The organism is Thiomicrorhabdus sediminis (assembly GCF_005885815.1).
Lineage (GTDB): Bacteria > Pseudomonadota > Gammaproteobacteria > Thiomicrospirales > Thiomicrospiraceae > Thiomicrorhabdus > Thiomicrorhabdus sediminis.
Genome location: NZ_CP040602.1, coordinates 1829805 through 1845844 on the forward strand (window position 1 = coordinate 1829805; position 16040 = coordinate 1845844).

Annotated in this window: 13 protein-coding genes and 1 other RNA gene; 5 read left to right on the forward strand and 9 right to left on the reverse strand. The window is 45.8% G+C overall.

Going from position 1 to position 16040, the window contains the following annotated elements; genetic code table 11:
• Positions 1-43: 43 nt before the first annotated feature.
• The 5 genes from ftsZ to FE785_RS08380 all read right to left on the reverse strand — a co-directional run bounded on the left by ftsZ (position 44) and on the right by FE785_RS08380 (position 5163).
• On the reverse strand, positions 44-1237 hold the full coding sequence (gene ftsZ / locus FE785_RS08360; RefSeq protein ID WP_138565319.1) for a cell division protein FtsZ: 1194 nt from the start codon (positions 1235-1237) through the stop codon (positions 44-46).
• A gap of 64 nt (positions 1238-1301) precedes the next feature.
• Positions 1302-2231, reverse strand: a complete 930-nt coding sequence (gene rsmH / locus FE785_RS08365) for a 16S rRNA (cytosine(1402)-N(4))-methyltransferase RsmH (RefSeq protein ID WP_138565320.1) — start codon at positions 2229-2231, stop codon at positions 1302-1304.
• Positions 2232-2279: 48 nt separating this feature from the next.
• Entirely contained in the window at positions 2280-2738 is a 459-nt protein-coding gene (gene mraZ / locus FE785_RS08370) for a division/cell wall cluster transcriptional repressor MraZ (protein WP_138565321.1), read from the reverse strand.
• Positions 2739-3401: 663 nt separating this feature from the next.
• Positions 3402-3775: RNase P RNA component class A (rnpB, locus tag FE785_RS08375), an RNA gene on the reverse strand.
• A gap of 65 nt (positions 3776-3840) precedes the next feature.
• Positions 3841-5163 (reverse strand): D-alanyl-D-alanine carboxypeptidase/D-alanyl-D-alanine-endopeptidase, encoded by a 1323-nt coding sequence (locus FE785_RS08380; protein WP_168188942.1) that lies wholly within the window; start codon positions 5161-5163, stop codon positions 3841-3843.
• Between the two features lie 237 nt (positions 5164-5400).
• Between FE785_RS08380 and FE785_RS08385 the strand changes: the two genes are divergently transcribed.
• The 3 genes from FE785_RS08385 (at position 5401) to FE785_RS08395 (ending at position 7205) form a co-directional block, all read left to right on the forward strand.
• On the forward strand, positions 5401-5784 hold the full coding sequence (locus FE785_RS08385; protein WP_138565323.1) for a hypothetical protein: 384 nt from the start codon (positions 5401-5403) through the stop codon (positions 5782-5784).
• A 13-nt stretch (positions 5785-5797) separates the two neighbouring features.
• The gene (locus FE785_RS08390) at positions 5798-6721 is read left to right on the forward strand and encodes a class I SAM-dependent methyltransferase (protein ID WP_168188943.1); all 924 of its coding nucleotides are present in this window, start codon (positions 5798-5800) and stop codon (positions 6719-6721) included.
• A gap of 64 nt (positions 6722-6785) precedes the next feature.
• Positions 6786-7205, forward strand: a complete 420-nt coding sequence (locus tag FE785_RS08395; RefSeq protein ID WP_138565325.1) for a response regulator transcription factor — start codon at positions 6786-6788, stop codon at positions 7203-7205.
• 6 nt (positions 7206-7211) lie between these two features.
• On the opposite strand, the gene rsmI is transcribed toward FE785_RS08395, so the two are convergent.
• On the reverse strand, positions 7212-8099 hold the full coding sequence (rsmI, locus tag FE785_RS08400) for a 16S rRNA (cytidine(1402)-2'-O)-methyltransferase (protein ID WP_138565326.1): 888 nt from the start codon (positions 8097-8099) through the stop codon (positions 7212-7214).
• 342 nt (positions 8100-8441) lie between these two features.
• On the opposite strand from rsmI, the gene FE785_RS08405 reads away from it, so the two are divergent.
• Positions 8442-10052: a penicillin-binding protein activator gene (locus FE785_RS08405; protein WP_168188944.1), complete on the forward strand. Its 1611-nt coding sequence runs from the start codon at positions 8442-8444 to the stop codon at positions 10050-10052.
• Positions 10053-10116: 64 nt separating this feature from the next.
• Complete coding sequence (locus FE785_RS08410; protein WP_138565328.1) at positions 10117-10503, forward strand: YraN family protein; 387 nt, start codon at positions 10117-10119, stop codon at positions 10501-10503.
• 780 nt (positions 10504-11283) lie between these two features.
• Here FE785_RS08410 and FE785_RS08415 read toward each other — a convergent pair.
• The 3 genes from FE785_RS08415 to FE785_RS08425 form a co-directional block, all read right to left on the reverse strand.
• Positions 11284-11643, reverse strand: coding sequence for a hypothetical protein (locus tag FE785_RS08415; protein ID WP_138565329.1), 360 nt, complete (start codon positions 11641-11643; stop codon positions 11284-11286).
• Between the two features lie 90 nt (positions 11644-11733).
• Positions 11734-12429 carry a class I SAM-dependent methyltransferase gene (locus tag FE785_RS08420; RefSeq protein ID WP_138565330.1) on the reverse strand — a complete coding sequence of 232 codons (696 nt, stop codon included), beginning with the start codon at positions 12427-12429 and terminating at the stop codon, positions 11734-11736.
• Between the two features lie 29 nt (positions 12430-12458).
• Entirely contained in the window at positions 12459-16040 is a 3582-nt protein-coding gene (locus FE785_RS08425) for a UvrD-helicase domain-containing protein (RefSeq protein WP_138565331.1), read from the reverse strand.

The following is a 16040-nucleotide window of genomic DNA, read 5'->3' on the forward strand; positions in this document are numbered from 1 at the left end:
CATCAAACCAATGGTTTAGCCTATGGACACCAGGCCAAACCGATCAGTCTGCCTGACGACGTAAGAAAGCTGGAATATCCAGGTAACTTGCGCCTTCGGCACCAGTCGATGCCGCACCGTTGACGACCATTTTTGGTCGAACGACTTCTGGCTCAGGCTGCAACAATTCAGGCTGCTTTTCTTCGGCTTTCGGAGCCGTTTCGGCCTGAACGGTTTCGTTAACGGCCTTAACCGCTTGCATGTTCGGCTTAACCACTTCCGGTTTCGCAGCCACTTCAGCAACCGTAGAAAGACCAGTGGCAACAACGGTAACACGAATCTCATCAGTCATGGTTTCATCAAAAGAAGTACCGATGATGACACGCGCATCTTCCGCAGCAACCGTATCGATCACATCACCGACCTCGTTGAATTCACCGATAGTGAAATCGATACCAGAGGTAATATTAACCAACAAACCACGAGCACCGGATACAGAAATATCTTCCAACAATGGGTTGGCAATCGCCTTTTCAGCGGCTTTGATAGCACGGTCTTCGCCTGTAGCGGTACCGACACCCATCATGGCGACACCACGCTCACCCATTACGGTACGCAAATCTTCAAAGTCGACGTTGATTAGACCCGGCTTGGTAACCAGCTCGGAAATGCCCTGAACCGCACCATGCAATACTTCATTCGCATAATCAAATGCTTTCGCCAGGACGAAATCACGACCTAGCACTTTCAATAACTTGTCATTCGGAACCGTGATCAATGAATCGACATGCTCAGCCAGCTCTTCAATACCCGCTTCCGCAGCTTTCGTACGACGCTCGAAACCAAACGGCTTACTGACCACACCAACTGTCAGAATACCTAGTTCGCGTGCTGCTTGAGCAACAACCGGCGCGGAACCTGTACCGGTTCCGCCCCCCATGCCTGCGGTGATGAAAACCATATCCGCATCTTTGATTTTCTCTTTAACGGTATCAATATCGTCTTTTGCCGCTTGACGCCCGCGTTCTGGATCGGCACCGGCACCAAGACCGTTCGCCCCCAATTGAATACGAGTCTCTACAGAAGAATTTTCTAGTGCCTGCGCATCGGTATTCGCGCAGATAAAATCAACACCCTGTACATTGGAACGCAACATGTAATCCACTGCGTTGCCACCGCCGCCGCCAAGGCCTACAACCTTAATGACAGGCATACCAGGTGTCCGAACTGGTGTGACTTCTTTTCCGACAAAATTCATGACGATATATCCCCTTAAATCAGCATGACTAATTAATAATGTAAATAATGTATTTTGGTTAATTTCAGAGCTTTTCAGCAATCCTCAACACCGAACTTCTCGACCTTGGGTTTTGCTGACACTCTTCCTTGCTCGGAAAAATTGGCTTTCCGACTTTCTTCATCACCGGCTCAACCACTTCGATTTGAATCGGTGAATCTGGAAACAAGTCTTTTATACGTGACTGGTCACGGATAAATACTTTTGCGATTCGATCTTCAAGGGAGTGGAAACTGATCACCGCCAGTCTGCCCTCCGGAGCCAAGACTTCAATCGCTGACTCTAAAACATTTTTTAATACATCCAACTCCCTATTTACGGCAATTCTGATTGCCTGGAATGTTCTGGTCGCAGGATGCTTGTTTTTTTCTGTTTTTGGCGAAACCCGCTTTACCAGTTCGGCCAAATCGGTCGTTGTATGCAACTCGTCTCTGTCGGAAGCCGCTTTAATCTCTCGTGCCAAACGTCCGGAAAAACGTTCTTCACCATAGTTTTGCAGCACCAGTTTAAGTGTTTTTTCATCAACACTTTTTAACCAATCTTTTGCGCTCAATCCCTCATTCGGGTTCATACGCATATCCAAAGGACCTTCGCGCATAAAGCTAAAACCACGTTCCGCTTCATCCAACTGCGGCGAAGACACACCCAAGTCTAATAATAAACCATTTATTTTACCAACCAAACCCCTGCTTTCACAGTACGATTTGATATTTTCGAAACTGCCGTATTGAATTTCGAATCTGGCATCATCAATGGTTTGCTTGGCATATTCGATGGCTTGAGGATCCTGGTCTATCGCAATAAGGCGCCCCCCCTCCCCAAGCTGCTGCAAAATAGCTCTACTATGACCACCTCGACCGAAGGTGCCGTCAATGTAAATACCATTCGGCTGAATATTCAGCGCGTCGACCGACTCTTGTAAAAGAACTGAAAAATGTATTTGTTGTGAGTCCACTGTATTTCCTTTGTAGCTCCCGGTATTTCGCGAGGACAACAATTTGGGTTACAAACTTAGGCTCGCCAGAGATTCTGAAATCTCATTCGACATAGCGGTATCGAGCATTTCAGGACGACTTGCATCCCAAGCCTCTTGCGACCACAACTCAAACTTATTGCCTTGCCCCAATAAAATTGCCGGCTTACCGATATTGGCATGCTCACGCAAAAGGCTTGGCAACAGAACACGCCCTTGAGAATCAATTTCCATCTCTGAGGCATGTCCAAGCAATAAACGCTGATACAATCTAGCTTGTGGATCAACGTTTGGTAATGACATTAACTTACGCTCGATAACTTCCCATTCATCGAGTGTATATATAAGTAGGCAAGGGCTATGCAAATCAATGGTAGCAACCAACTGATTGTCGCTTGCGTCCGCAATCGACTCTCGATACTTCTTCGGAATCGCCATGCGACCCTTGGTATCGATATTAACCGAATTGATTCCTCTGAAAAAAAGCATTTTTACCACTTTTCACCACTTTCCCCCACTTGACGCCACTATATTGATATTTAACGCCACTGTCAACACCGTCAAACATGGATTTTCATTAACTGACAACAACTTAGCGAAACTTACACAATAAAAACGTGCTTACTGCTATTTTCAAATAGCATTATTTTTCAATACCTTACAAAACACTCCATTTACCATTTCTAACTATTGGCCGGTAAAAAAAGTAAATAAAACCCGCCACCAGCGACCTTTTCCGCCTCTCGCACGCCTACAATATATTGACAAATACAGCCTGCAAAACACTATAAATAGTGGTCTATTTTTTATTTAAAAAAAAGGTGGCGAATTTTTCCTAAAAATTAAAAAAAATTAAAAAAAGTGGTTTTTTTGCCCTGCTTTTGATTTTTCGGGCAAAAATTACAACCTGCCAACAGGACAACGGAATTGAACTCACAGAAACCATGCGCACAAGTGAAATACTCAATAACGCACACTGGATAACCAAAAAAACTACGAAAACAGGCAAAAAAACCAGAACGGATCGACAACAAACGATAATCGCCAGAAAGAATTGCTTTAACAGCCGACAAACTCAACCACTCGGAGCAAAAAGATCAAGCGGGAGCAAGAAAACGGACTAAAAACGAATACAAAGAAAAAAGGGGAAAAAGAAAAAGTGGGTCTATAAGCCGGGTTCTGTACTCTCGCGAGCGACAACCATTCATCTGGTAAAGACATCACTGCCTTACTCAAGCAACCTACCCGAAAACTCCTGCGAGCAGCAGGTTGAATAACAAAGTTATCTGCGTTTTCCTATTTGGTCTTGCACCGGATGGGGTTTTCACTGCCACTTTTGTTACCAAAAGCGCGGTGCGCTCTTACCGCACCATTTCAACCTTACCTGTGCCACAAGGGCCATCGGCGGTATATTTTCTGCTGCACTGTCCGTCGGCTCTCACCGCCCAGCAGTTAGCTGGCATCCTGCTCTATGGTGCCCGGACTTTCCTCCAAAGTAATCCTTTCGCGGTTGTCCGACCCACTTTAGGGCGCCTATCCTAACCTATTTACCCATAAAAGGCGATAATAAAACGTCTAATACAAAACAATATTATCGGCGATAAAACTCAGCCAATTCTCTGGCTAAGCGATTACGTAACCGATAAGGCCCTTGCTCATTAATCATAATGACAAAGGGTAACGATGTATTTTTATATTGATAAAACCCTGCCAAGGTACTCACGCCGATAAGTGAACCCGATTTGGCCACCACATGATTTTCGACCTGCGGCAATAAATACCGCCAGGGTTTAAAGGCCTGCAGCACTTCAAGCAACTGATCCGGCGACAAGCGGTTTTGCCGTGAAAGACCCGCACCGTCCTCAACCAGAAAATCCTGCCAACCGAACAGCTGCTGTAAAGCCTGTTGATACAATTTAGCCACCTTTTTGGGATTGGCCGGTGCGCCGAATTGATCCGCGGCCAGATTAAGCGCCAGTTGATTGGCAATAAAGTTGGTCGAATACTTCATCATCGGTTCAATGACATCCGCCAGAGTACGACTGTTGTCATGGCTATAAAGAGGCTGAAAAGTATTATCAACAACACCATTTGCTACAGTTTGGCCAACCGTTAGCGACTCTTGCTGTAAAAACGCGGCTAGTAATTCGGCGAAATGACGTTGATTAACCGATAAATCCTGACCCAGGTTGATACGCAAAGCTTTTGATGATTTGAGCTTATGCGTCAAGGCAAACTGCTGTGCGGTTTGAGTTATCGGCGTCTGTGCTTCGGCACTGATGATTTCTATACTTCCTTGGCGGCTGACGCGTTTGACATTGATGGTATTGAAGTTTGCTGCGATCGCAGAAGGAATTGCATCATACGGATTATCCGACCATAAGGTACCCGGCATAATTAAATCGGACTGATAAAAACTGTCATCCAAATAAATCGCATCAATATGACTTATCTGCAACTGCATCAAATTCTGCTTTAACTGCTGGGCTATCAGAGCCAACTCTTCTGAAACCAAAAACGGGTCGCCAAAACCTTTTACCAATAAGATGTTCTGCGTGGCAGTGCGTTTAATATAAAACTCGGTCTTGAAACGGTATGCATCTCCCCAGTGTCGCAGTGCCAGCAAGGCAGTTATCAATTTGGTGGTCGAGGCCGGCACAAATGCCTGACCGGCGTTAAAGCGTTTAATTCCTTGAGGCGTGTCAATCACAAAACCGGCTTCGGCAAAACTCTGAAAATGCTGCCAAGCGGGCTGCTGAGCCAAACGCCCTAACACGCTCTGCACGTTTTGCTCAGCATTTGCCTTCTCGTTTTGCTGTGCCGCTGTATTGACAGGCGCATTTTGTGCGCCGCTAGCCGGAGCAATAGAAGCCGCAAAAAACAGCGCCGCCATTAACAAAAATTTTCTTAACAAATGCATTCCTCAACAAGGTATCACTGCCCTAAAAATCAGCCTCAACACCTCTTTTCAACATAAATCTTAGAGAGTATAAATCATCGGAGTTTTCGTTTAAGATAGCCGATAAAATAAATGCGCCGAGCCTACACGGGGTAATCGCCGACGATATTGAGCATGATAAATCAGCCCGCTTAATAAAAAAACCGTGATCATGGCAAAGTTTTAGCGCCCCCTATAATAAAAGTAACCCTTATGCCTGAAAACCAATCCGCGCCAGCAGTACAAAACCTTAATAAAATCAATATCGCCTTATTCAAAAGCCTGTTTTACGGAACCATCTGGGCTTTTGCTTTTGCTTGGTTATTGCCTGAAGACACCCTGGATGGCGTACAATATTTACTGTTTGTCAGTTCTCTGCCCGCAACCTTTATTTGGCAAATCTCCGTTGAGCAACCTCTATGGTTGATTGCAGTCGCCCTTGTCAATCTACTGGTATTGCTTATCCCTTATTTTTATTATCTTAAGACCGGCCTGCAGCTTTGGTGGCTCTATTGGAGTCTATCGCTATACGGTTTTATGAATGCAGCCATGGCATTTATTCTAAGCATCAATTTACTTGGCCCGCTGGCAAACTAAGGTAATGCGTTCTATGTCCTCTGCCGAAAATACAACGCTTTTTATTAAGGCCAATGCCTGCACCAAGGCGCAACAGCTTAAAGAGACCCTCGAGCTTAAAGAACTGCCGGATGATCTTTTGCACGACAACCTGTTTTGGCTTGATTGTATCACCCCGAAAAAAACCGATCTTAACTGCCTAGCGATTTGCAGCCTGCAACAAGGTCCGGTTTTTATTGATTTTCTTGCTGGCAAAAAAGCCCATCGCAGGCAGTTTGGCGGCGGCATGGGACAACCGCTGGTTCGCGCCATGGGAAAAATCGATAATCGTCTGCCCCGTATAGTGGATGCAACCGCCGGGATGGGATCGGATAGCTTTGTTCTCGCATCACTCGGCTTTGATGTCACCCTGTTGGAGCGCTCTCCCTATGTCAGCGCCTTATTGGCAGATGCCTTACAACGTGCCTTAGAGACAGCCGGACTGGATAGTCAAACCCTTGCCATTTTCCAACGTATGCACCTGCACAATACCGACAGCGCAGACTTTATCGCCAACTGTCCAGATAAGATTGAAGTTGTCTATATGGACCCGATGTATCCGGAAAAGAAGAAAAAAGCGGCGGCAAAAAAAGAGATGCAATTACTGCAACACATAATAGGCCCGGATATGGACAGCGAACGGTTGCTTAACGAGGCACTGAAAAAAGCCTCTTATAGAGTGGTGGTAAAACGCCCTAAAGGAGCGCCCGTTATTGCAAACCAGTTCAATATAGCACCGACCTCGGCGGTAAGTAGTCCGAACACACGTTATGACATCTATTCAATAGATGCCCTCAAACAAAAACTGAGCATTTGCAACAAAAGGCAAGCCATTAAAAGTTTCAATTTAGCTTGCCTGCACAGCCGCTCTATAATAGTAAGTATAAATAACCTAGATAAGCATCCTTACTGGAAATAGGTTAGAATATTGTTAGCAAGTCTGGTTTTTTCAATCCCTCTAGGCAAATTTCAAGGCAGGTTTTATGGTAAAGGTATTGGTGTTAGATGACGCAAAAGTCATTCAATCCCTTCTAAAAATGACACTGGAAAGTGATGGCATGCATGTCGATGTCGCCTCTACCGTTGAACAGGCCAAGTCACTCTTTAACAGCAATGAATACAACTTAATGATTGTCGATTACATGCTCGAAGATGGGCGCAACGGGTTTGAATTTATCCAGTCAATTCCAGAAAACCATCGCAATGCTGGACTACCAGCCATCTTGCTGACGGCAGACGATAGCCATCAACCGAAAACCACCGCGCAAACTCTTGGCGTCAATGTATGGATGAAAAAACCCTTTACACCGATCAGCCTGCTCAAAGTAATCTACAACCTGCTTGAACAGCGCGGCAATTTCAATGGCAATAAAGTCTCGATTCATCACCTGCATAACAATTAAAAACGCTTAACAACCTTCTTCTTTCATCTGTAAGACGCGCTGGTAAAGCGGCTTTTTCTTTTCGCCACTCAACTGCGATGCAATCTCGGCAATCTGCTTTACCGGTAAATTCTGCGCCAGCAACACCTCAAGCAACTGATCCACTTCAAGTCGAGTCTGCCCTTTATCTGCTACCAGCTCAGCGCCTTTAAGCATAAGCACAAACTCACCACGTAGCTTATCGCTATTATCACTGAAATAGCCCATAACCTGCTGCAATTCACCCTCGACAAACTGCTCAAATTTTTTCGTCAACTCACGTGCCACCACCAATTCTCGCTGAGCACCAAAAGCCTCTTGCATATCATGCAGACAATCCATCAAGCGATGTGGCGATTCATAAAACACCAAGGTGCGCGGCTCATTCGCCAAGGCTTGTAATGCAAGCAAACGCTTCGATTTTCTTGCCGGTAAAAAACCCTCATAGCAAAAACGGTCGGTCGGCAGCCCTGCGGCACTTAAAGCGGTGATTACCGCACTGGGGCCTGGAACAGGAACCACTTCAAGGTTGGCCTGACGTAATGTCTTTACCAAAAAATAACCCGGATCGTTAATAAGCGGGGTTCCGGCATCCGAGACCAAGGCACCGTTTTGACCCGACTGCAAATGCTCTAGCAATTGCTCACTGCGTTGCTGTTCATTATGTTCATGCAAACTGATCAACTTCTGGTTAATCGCCAAAGCGTTCAACAATTGCTTGGTATGACGGGTATCCTCAGCCGCAATCCAATCAACCTGTTGCAGCACCTCAATGGCTCTTCTTGAAATATCAGATAAATTGCCGATTGGCGTGGCCACCACATAAAGTTTGCCTTGACCCGAAACGGCTTTAACAGAGTTGATTGAAGAAGACATAAATTTCCTTAAAGTGAATGAGACATCAAGCCATTTAAAACATCTGGAATGAATGGTTTAGATAAGATGCCCAAGCTTGCAGCGTTAGCTTATTTCAAAGATTGACCTCATAGATTAAGCACGATAACGGGCAAAATTACTATATAATCATTGACTGAATTGAGAGATGTTCAATAGACAGATTACGCACACTTAAGCTGGACCTAAACCGTTGCTAAAGCCGCTAAACCCTGTCGTTACCTCATAAACAGCGTCAATCGATGACAGAGTCATACGATAAAACAGAGTTATTCTAAACAAATGATGTCACTGAAGCCATTTAACTTGACGAAAAAAAACGCCATGCCAAAGATTCGCAATGCATTGCTATTAGCCAGTTCCGCACTGATGTTAAATGCGTGTACCAGCACCGCGCCGATTGAGCAGAAACAAGCAGAAGCGCAAACCGAAGTGATTGCTCAGCCAAAAGCTGCTAGCGCTCTGCCGTCAGAAACTTTGCAGGCGATGGATCAGCAACAATTGAAACGGTTGCTGAGTAACGCTGCCGCCAACCAGGATTGGCAAGCCTATTTGATTTATAACCAACAGTTATGGGTTCTGTCCAATGACAAGCAGCAAGCCGATCTCGAAGAACAAGCCTGGTCGATCATCAGCTCATTGAATAGCGCGCAAATTATGCAATTACAGAACAGCCGTTCTGAAACCGTACAAGCCTGGTTGGACTTGAAAACCACCCTTAACCAACAAAACTCCGCCTTTGATTTAGGTATTATCAACCTGCAAAGCTTCAGTGCCGATGCCAGTTTCCATAAACATCTGCTGCCTCGCCTTCTCGAACAACGCCAACAACTGTCTGGAGCCGAGCAGATTGCGGTATTGCTGCCATTCGACGGCAAATACAAGATTGTCAGCAATCAGATTCGCAACGGTATTGTTAAGGCCTATTTAGCCTCTAATCAACAAGCCACTATCCGTTTTTATGACAGTACCGATTTGGCAAATATTCAAAACCTTTACAGTCAGGCCAAACTGGATGGTGCCACCCGTATTATCGGCCCTTTGCGAAAACAGGCGATTAAAGAGCTGGCAGGCTACCAGGATGCGAGCCTTGTGGCACTGAATGAAGTTGAAAACTCCCAGTTTGTTCAATTCAGCTTCTTATCCGCCAATCCAAGCCAACAGATGCTTGATAAGCTGCAAGCCGCCAATTATGAACGTATCGGCATTATGACCACCGATAATAAAAAGTCGCTTGCCGATGCCCAACAACTGCAATACCTTTGGCAGCAGCTGGGTCACAAAGCACAGATTCATATCTACCCGGATAGCAACCCAAGACTGCGTAAAGCGCTTGGTGCCTTGATCAATGAAGACGCCAGTATCGAACGCAAAAACAACCTGCGCTGGATGCTCGGCCAAAACCTGGATTACTTCCCGCGCACCCGTCAGGATTTGGATGCATTGGTGGTATTTGACAATGAACAGCGTATGGCCGTATTCAGACCACAACTCGATTTTTTCACTATCGACATGCCGATTCTCGGCAGCTCGGCATTGACGCCATCGGATTTCCAGCACAAAAAAATCAATGCCGATATGAAAGACGTGCGCTTTTTAACCTACCCTGCGGTCTTGCAGCCGGTCGACCTAAGCAATAAGTTTGAAGCCTTCGGCTGGGATAGTTTTCTTGTCAGTCGTCACCTAAACAACTTACGCGATGGTGCTTGTTTAACCGATGGCAAAACCGGTATTCTGTCGTTAGACGACAATCGCATCCGTCAAAAATATGTCTGGGCGCAATACAGCAAACGTGGTGAATTAAACGCTTCACAACCTTTACCGATTAAACAGCGACTCAGCACGGAAGCGGAAACGGCGAACGCTACCAACACAGAACAGCTTGAGGCTGTCACTCCAGACAACAACGCTATTGAAGTGCTGCCTGCCAACTAAATCAACTTTTCGTTTTGAAGGGTCGTTGCAGACAGCTGGTTAATTAACTAACGAGGCTGCTGCAATGAGTTGGTTTTCTATCCACAATAAACGAGATATCGGTCAACAAAAAGAGGCTCAAGCCAAACAGTGGCTCAGTCAACAAGGGCTGAAGATAATTGCTGAAAATTACCACTGCAAAGGTGGTGAGATTGACTTGATAGCGATCGAGTCGAACGGCAGCTTTGAAGACACTCTGGTGTTTATCGAAGTTAAATACCGTAAGCAAAACGACTTTGGTCACCCCAGCGAATTTGTCAATGCCAATAAACAGCGCCACCTTATTCATTGCGCGCAATGTTATCTGCAACAACATCCCCAATACGGACACTACGCCATGCGTTTCGATGTCATCGGTTATCTTGCCGATGCCGAACAACCGGAATGGATTCAAAATGCTTTCGGGATTTAACCCCCTTATTTCAACTTAGCTTTACAAAACAAATCAGCAAACATTAACGATAGTGAATTGCGAAGCCTTTTGAATTCCATCGCTTTGTCTTTACTTTTATCTATAGGTTTCACCTTACTTTATTTCTTGCACAACAAACGACACCCCTAACTCAGTGTTAACTCAATCTTGTTTAGCGCCTACCTATTTACCAAATAATTCAAAATAGGCAATTGCGAAGCCTTTTCAACTTCAATGCTTTGTCTCTAATTTTATCTATGGGCTTCACCTTACCTTTTGCTGTTCGGCAAAAGGTAAGCGAAAAACGAACCCTGCTCCATAAATAGGCAGGTTCTACAACTTATTCACTGAAAATCCTGAACTCGCTGCGCTCGGACAGCAGGATTTTTTCATCGTTCACTTCGTTAAGAACTCTGCACTATTTATTCCAAAGGGAATTAGCCCAATATCAAAAATCATCAAACCCAATACTTAATTAATTTACTGCTCAGCAATGGCGTGCGCGGAACGGGTTCCCTTTTGTAAGCAATCGTCATTTCACTTAACGCAGGGCGCGTTTAAGAAATCCTGCTGTTTGAGGTGAACTTGTTCACCGAGTTCAGGGTTTTCAGCGAACAAGTTTAGGGAAATAGATTGTGTCAGCAGGGTGCCTTTTGTTTGGTTACTTTATTTGCTTGCCCAAATCAAAGTAACGAGAAATCTAATAATAGAGTTAAGAATTTACAAAATCTGAAAAGATCACCCCTCAAAGAAAACTTTATTTTACTTACCCTCTATTCATCAGAATCTAAGAAAAATTGATTTTGCAGCCTCTGCAATTAAATCAGGAGCCTTGATTTTAGCTGCATCCATCAGAGCCTCTCCAACTGATTTCTTTTGATTTAGGCTCTCTGGAGTAACCTTCAATATAGTCAAACCTTTCAGTGTAGCTCTAACGTTATTCATACTCCCATCAGAAACAAGATTTCCTTCGATTAAACCGTTTTCTTTAAGCCAACGGAAACTATGCATACGAAACTTATATTCTTCAGGGTTATCAAATTCTTCAATATCGGCAGTTTTTATTGGAACGGGAAAGTTCTCATATAGCTTGGCAAACAAAACACCACAAATATAATCAAACTTGTCTGGATTGTTCATATATTTATCCTGAAATAATTAATCGCATTCAATTAAAAAATCATCACGTGCAAAACTGAAAAATTTTATCTATCAACTAAATAGAACAACTTACTTCTCCACTACAATTCTCACAAACCGCCCATCACGCTGTGGTGTGACTTCGATTACTTTAAAACCGACACCTTTGAGCATATAAACAATATCATCGGCGTGATAACGGTTATGCTCTAAAAAGTGTTCGAACACGTCCTCCAACTCTTCACGTGAAACCTGCTCGTTGAAAATTTCGGCCTGTGGATATTTATGGGATAAGTAATCCGCCAAAGGTTGACGAACCAAATCGATAATGCAAAAACGCCCACCCGGTTTAAGCCATTGATACACCGCCTTGAACATATTGATCGGCTGAGGCAACTCATGAACCAACATATTGGCCATCACCGTGGCCACACTGTGGTTATGGATATTCGCCTGCGGTTGATTCAGGTCGTCTTTTAACATACGTGCGTTTTTCGGCAGCGCCAGCTGCGCCACCAGCATATACTCGGCCGCATCGATACCGATCACCGTATTGTGTTCGTAACGCAAAGCCAAGTCATCGACAAACTGACCTATTCCTGCACCTAAATCGAGTAACACCTCATTTCTGTCGATAACCGGAGCCATCTGCTCGTTCCAAAACTCCCAAAAATCGGTATCGTGCCGTCTCTGATAACTTTGTGTGATCATTTCACGTGCATGTTCGGCATCACCGCCGTGATGGCGAAGAATCTGCGCTTGAGTCTTTTCTAAATTCTGTGTCATTTGCTGTTATCCGCTTTAATGATTAATAATCAATTCAATTCATGCCAAATATCGGCATCACTGAAATAGAGCACCCATTTTTGATCTCGCTGTTCGAGCTGATCGAACAACTCTCCATAGCGTTGCAACTGGCTAAGATATTTTTCACTGTGATATTCGACAAACTGTTGTTTATCTTCACCCTTATAGACACTGGTCTTGTAATCGATAATCCAGCGCACACCGGTTGCATCGATAAAGGTGCGGTCGATAATATGATTGCTGACCTGATTGTCGGTCATTGAGGTCAACGCATATTCCTCCGCGGCCTGTTGATGCTCGCCTGATAGCGCCCACTGCATTTTGGCATTAGTGCTGGCGTTCAATAGCGATCGTTTGACCCTTTGCAAGGCCTGGTTGAGTTCTGCAGCGGATAAACCGGCTTGGCTTAACCAGAACTCATAGGCGGGTTTTTGTCGGTTAAACTGTGTCTCATCAAAGCCGCTAAAGCCGGTTTGCGCCCACTGCTCAAATATGGCATGCACCAGATTCCCCACAGAGGTATTCAACAAGGCATTCTGTACTGAAAATTTCATTTCTGCCCCCTGTGCTGAAGTTGAGTGGCCTTCATCATCAATTTCGGTAAGCGTCATTTCTTTTAAAGCACTCTTCAACGGAGTTAGCTCCGTGGCTGTATAAGCCTGTTGTTTTGCTAGCGCAGACAAGGCTTCGAAACCATTACGTTGCAACCTCAAACGCGGCACCTTAGGCCAAGGCAAAAGCATATCACTGGCTTGTTGAGGGTCTTCGTCACAGGCTTGCGCCAGGTCGATAAAATCGTTTTCCACTACCGGCCAAAGGCTTTCCAGCAGGCTGTCTTTCGCCGGCTTGGGTAAACTGTCGGCCTTATCGATCTTAAAACTGACTTGGCCGAACAGGTGAAGCTGCTGTTTGGCACGAGTCGCGGCAACATATAACACTCGGCCCAATTCATAACGCTGTTTTTCCGTTTCAAAACCTTTTAATAAGGTACGTAAAGGGGATTCATTGGTGCCTTTTTGGTCAATCGGCGCGATGACCAAATGCTCTTCGGCCGCATCGTCCATAAACTGGAACCACGACACCAGCGCGGCATCATCACCACGCGGTGCTCGTCCAAGCCCCGGCAGAATTACCGTATCAAATTCCAAGCCTTTCGATTTATGCATGGTCATCAGTTCAACCTGCTCACTTTCTGGAGAGCTGTCCGGGCGTGCATAGAGTTTTGCCAGATAAAGCTCCAGTTTCTGCCAATCCAAACTACCGCCTTGACTGTCTTCAATAGCCTGTTGCAGAGTCTGACAGAATACATCGATATTCTGCAACGCCATTTCACTGTCCACCGTCTGGGGGCCGTCCAGCATTAACCAAACCTCTTTGACCAATTGCGCCAAACCAGTTCGGCCAATTGCATTAATCGCTCGCTGCAACAGCGGCCATGCCGTTTGCAAACGCTGATTGGCCTCTGTCGATAAGACCGATTCATTCTGTTCGGGGTGTTTTTGCCAATTATTTAACGCATGTACGGCGGTTTTATAAGGCGCCAAATCGAGAAGACGATGCAAATCGGGCAGGTTCAAACCGACTAGAGGCGAGCGCAATAAGGCCACCCAGGCACCGCGATCGGCACTGTGCAACAGAGCACGGGTCAATGCCAGAATATCCTGCACTTCCTGACGTTCGTGCAGACTTTGTAAATCGACCGCGCGAAACGGCACCGCTTGCTGTTTGAGTTCATTGGCAATGCTGATCAAGCTACTGCGCGAACGTCCCAGAATGGCTATTTGGCGTTTTTTGCCTGTCGGCTGCTGGGCAAACTCCTGCAAACGCGCCTTGACCAGCTCAACAACCTTTTCGGCCTCCTGCTGAGCGCTTTGGTTGAGCTGCCAATCGGTAAAAATGGCAGGTTCACGGTTATCCGATGCGGCAATCGAATCACTATAAGAAACTGCGCCTTTTTCAATGGCGTTTTCTTTCGGCAGGACTTTTTTGAAGGCAAAATTGACCCAATCGATCACCGCCGCACTGGATCGGAAATTAACCGCCAGACTTAACGGCTTTAACGCCACTTCCCCAATTCGGCCTTGCCAAGCGGTCAAGAAATTACCCACTTCTGCTTCACGGAAACGGTAAATCGACTGCATAGGATCTCCCACCAAAAACAAGGTGCGTCCATCATCAGGTTGCCAACCGGCAACCAACTGTGTCAATAAACGGTACTGCTCACTACTGGTATCCTGAAACTCGTCAACTAAAAGATGCTGTATTTGATAGTCCAGCTGCTGCGCCAATTCGGTCGGTTCAAGCTCCGAACCTAACGCCAGAGAAGCGGCTTGAGCGACTTCGATGTGATCCACCTGCTGCACTTGCTGGAACGCCAGTTGCAGATAACCGAGACAGCGTACTAGTATCTGAATCAACCATTGCAGATCCTGCCATTGCTGATCGCTGTAATGCGGTTGCGGCAAATTCTTCAGCAGCTGCAAAGCCGCTAAGACTTTAGCATCTGTACTTACCGCCGCCTGAATCGTTTCCAGCACTTCGGCAAAAGCCGATTTTTGTTCGGCCGCTTCGCCTTTGCCGCTAGGAAAACCTTCGTTTTTGGTTAGACGTTTACGGATCGATTTGCCGTCTTTGGTCAACACCCATTGTGCCAGCACTTGCCATTTGGACGCATCTTCTATGCTCTTTTGCAAAGGCCAGGCATTGCTCAAAACAGCCAATTGCGGCTGATCGTTGTTTTGTGCATAGTCGGCAATCTGACAGGCTTTGTCAAAAGCACCACTTAAATAATAGATCGCATCCAGGCTCTGCGCTAAACTTTGCTCGACAATTTCAGCCAGCGAGCCTTCCAGCTGGAAACGCGCTTCATCACCTTGAAACTGCAACAGAGTGCGCATCCACTGGTCACGTTTTGCCAGCATCGAGGTCAATAGGTTTTCCGCGCGATTGAAGCGGCCATTCACCAGACGTAGCAGTCGCCCTACCGCTTCGGTTAATGCCTTATCCTTTAAGGTGGCACGCACCGCTTGCAGGTAAATGTCATTGGCGTCATCGACAATGCGACTTTGTCCGCCCATTTTTGATAACAGCGGCATCTGCGTGACCAGATAACTATTCAAGCCATCAATGGTCTTGATACGCAAACGGTTCGGATTTTTCAACAGCGACCAGCCTTGCTCGGCATCTCGTCTTAATGCCTGCTGGGCGAGCTTCCAGGTATTGGCATCGACCAGACTGGCATCATCGCTTAAAGGCTCAACCCCCGATTGCAACGCCTTTAAAATACGTTCGCGCATCTCCGCTGCGGCTTTTTTGGTAAAGGTCATGGCCAGAATCTGTTCGGGCGCTTCCACCTGCGACAATAAAGCCAAAAAGCGTTGCGCCAATAACGAGGTCTTTCCCGAACCCGCCGGTGCCTGGACAATATAGGAATGCAAAGGATTGATTGCCTGAAAACGCTGCGGACCATCGGCTAAAGCATTATCGCATTGCAAACCGTATTGGCTTAAAAGGTCGGTTGAATGGTTGTTCATCACTTCGGGTTGCGCTGCCTGTTCGGCAAAAAGATCGTGTTGCGTATCATGTTTCAT

What these genes read in the sequence shown, in the direction of transcription:
- FE785_RS08425 (WP_138565331.1), bottom strand. Translation starts at nt 16,040, where the DNA reads ATGAAACATGATACGCAACACGATCTTTTTGCCGAACAGGCAGCGCAA.
- FE785_RS08405 (WP_168188944.1), top strand. Translation starts at nt 8,442, where the DNA reads ATGCCAAAGATTCGCAATGCATTGCTATTAGCCAGTTCCGCACTGATG.
- ftsZ (WP_138565319.1), bottom strand. Translation starts at nt 1,237, where the DNA reads ATGAATTTTGTCGGAAAAGAAGTCACACCAGTTCGGACACCTGGTATG.
- FE785_RS08395 (WP_138565325.1), top strand. Translation starts at nt 6,786, where the DNA reads ATGGTAAAGGTATTGGTGTTAGATGACGCAAAAGTCATTCAATCCCTT.
- FE785_RS08410 (WP_138565328.1), top strand. Translation starts at nt 10,117, where the DNA reads ATGAGTTGGTTTTCTATCCACAATAAACGAGATATCGGTCAACAAAAA.
- FE785_RS08415 (WP_138565329.1), bottom strand. Translation starts at nt 11,643, where the DNA reads ATGAACAATCCAGACAAGTTTGATTATATTTGTGGTGTTTTGTTTGCC.
- rsmI (WP_138565326.1), bottom strand. Translation starts at nt 8,099, where the DNA reads ATGTCTTCTTCAATCAACTCTGTTAAAGCCGTTTCGGGTCAAGGCAAA.
- mraZ (WP_138565321.1), bottom strand. Translation starts at nt 2,738, where the DNA reads ATGCTTTTTTTCAGAGGAATCAATTCGGTTAATATCGATACCAAGGGT.
- FE785_RS08390 (WP_168188943.1), top strand. Translation starts at nt 5,798, where the DNA reads ATGTCCTCTGCCGAAAATACAACGCTTTTTATTAAGGCCAATGCCTGC.
- FE785_RS08385 (WP_138565323.1), top strand. Translation starts at nt 5,401, where the DNA reads ATGCCTGAAAACCAATCCGCGCCAGCAGTACAAAACCTTAATAAAATC.
- FE785_RS08420 (WP_138565330.1), bottom strand. Translation starts at nt 12,429, where the DNA reads ATGACACAGAATTTAGAAAAGACTCAAGCGCAGATTCTTCGCCATCAC.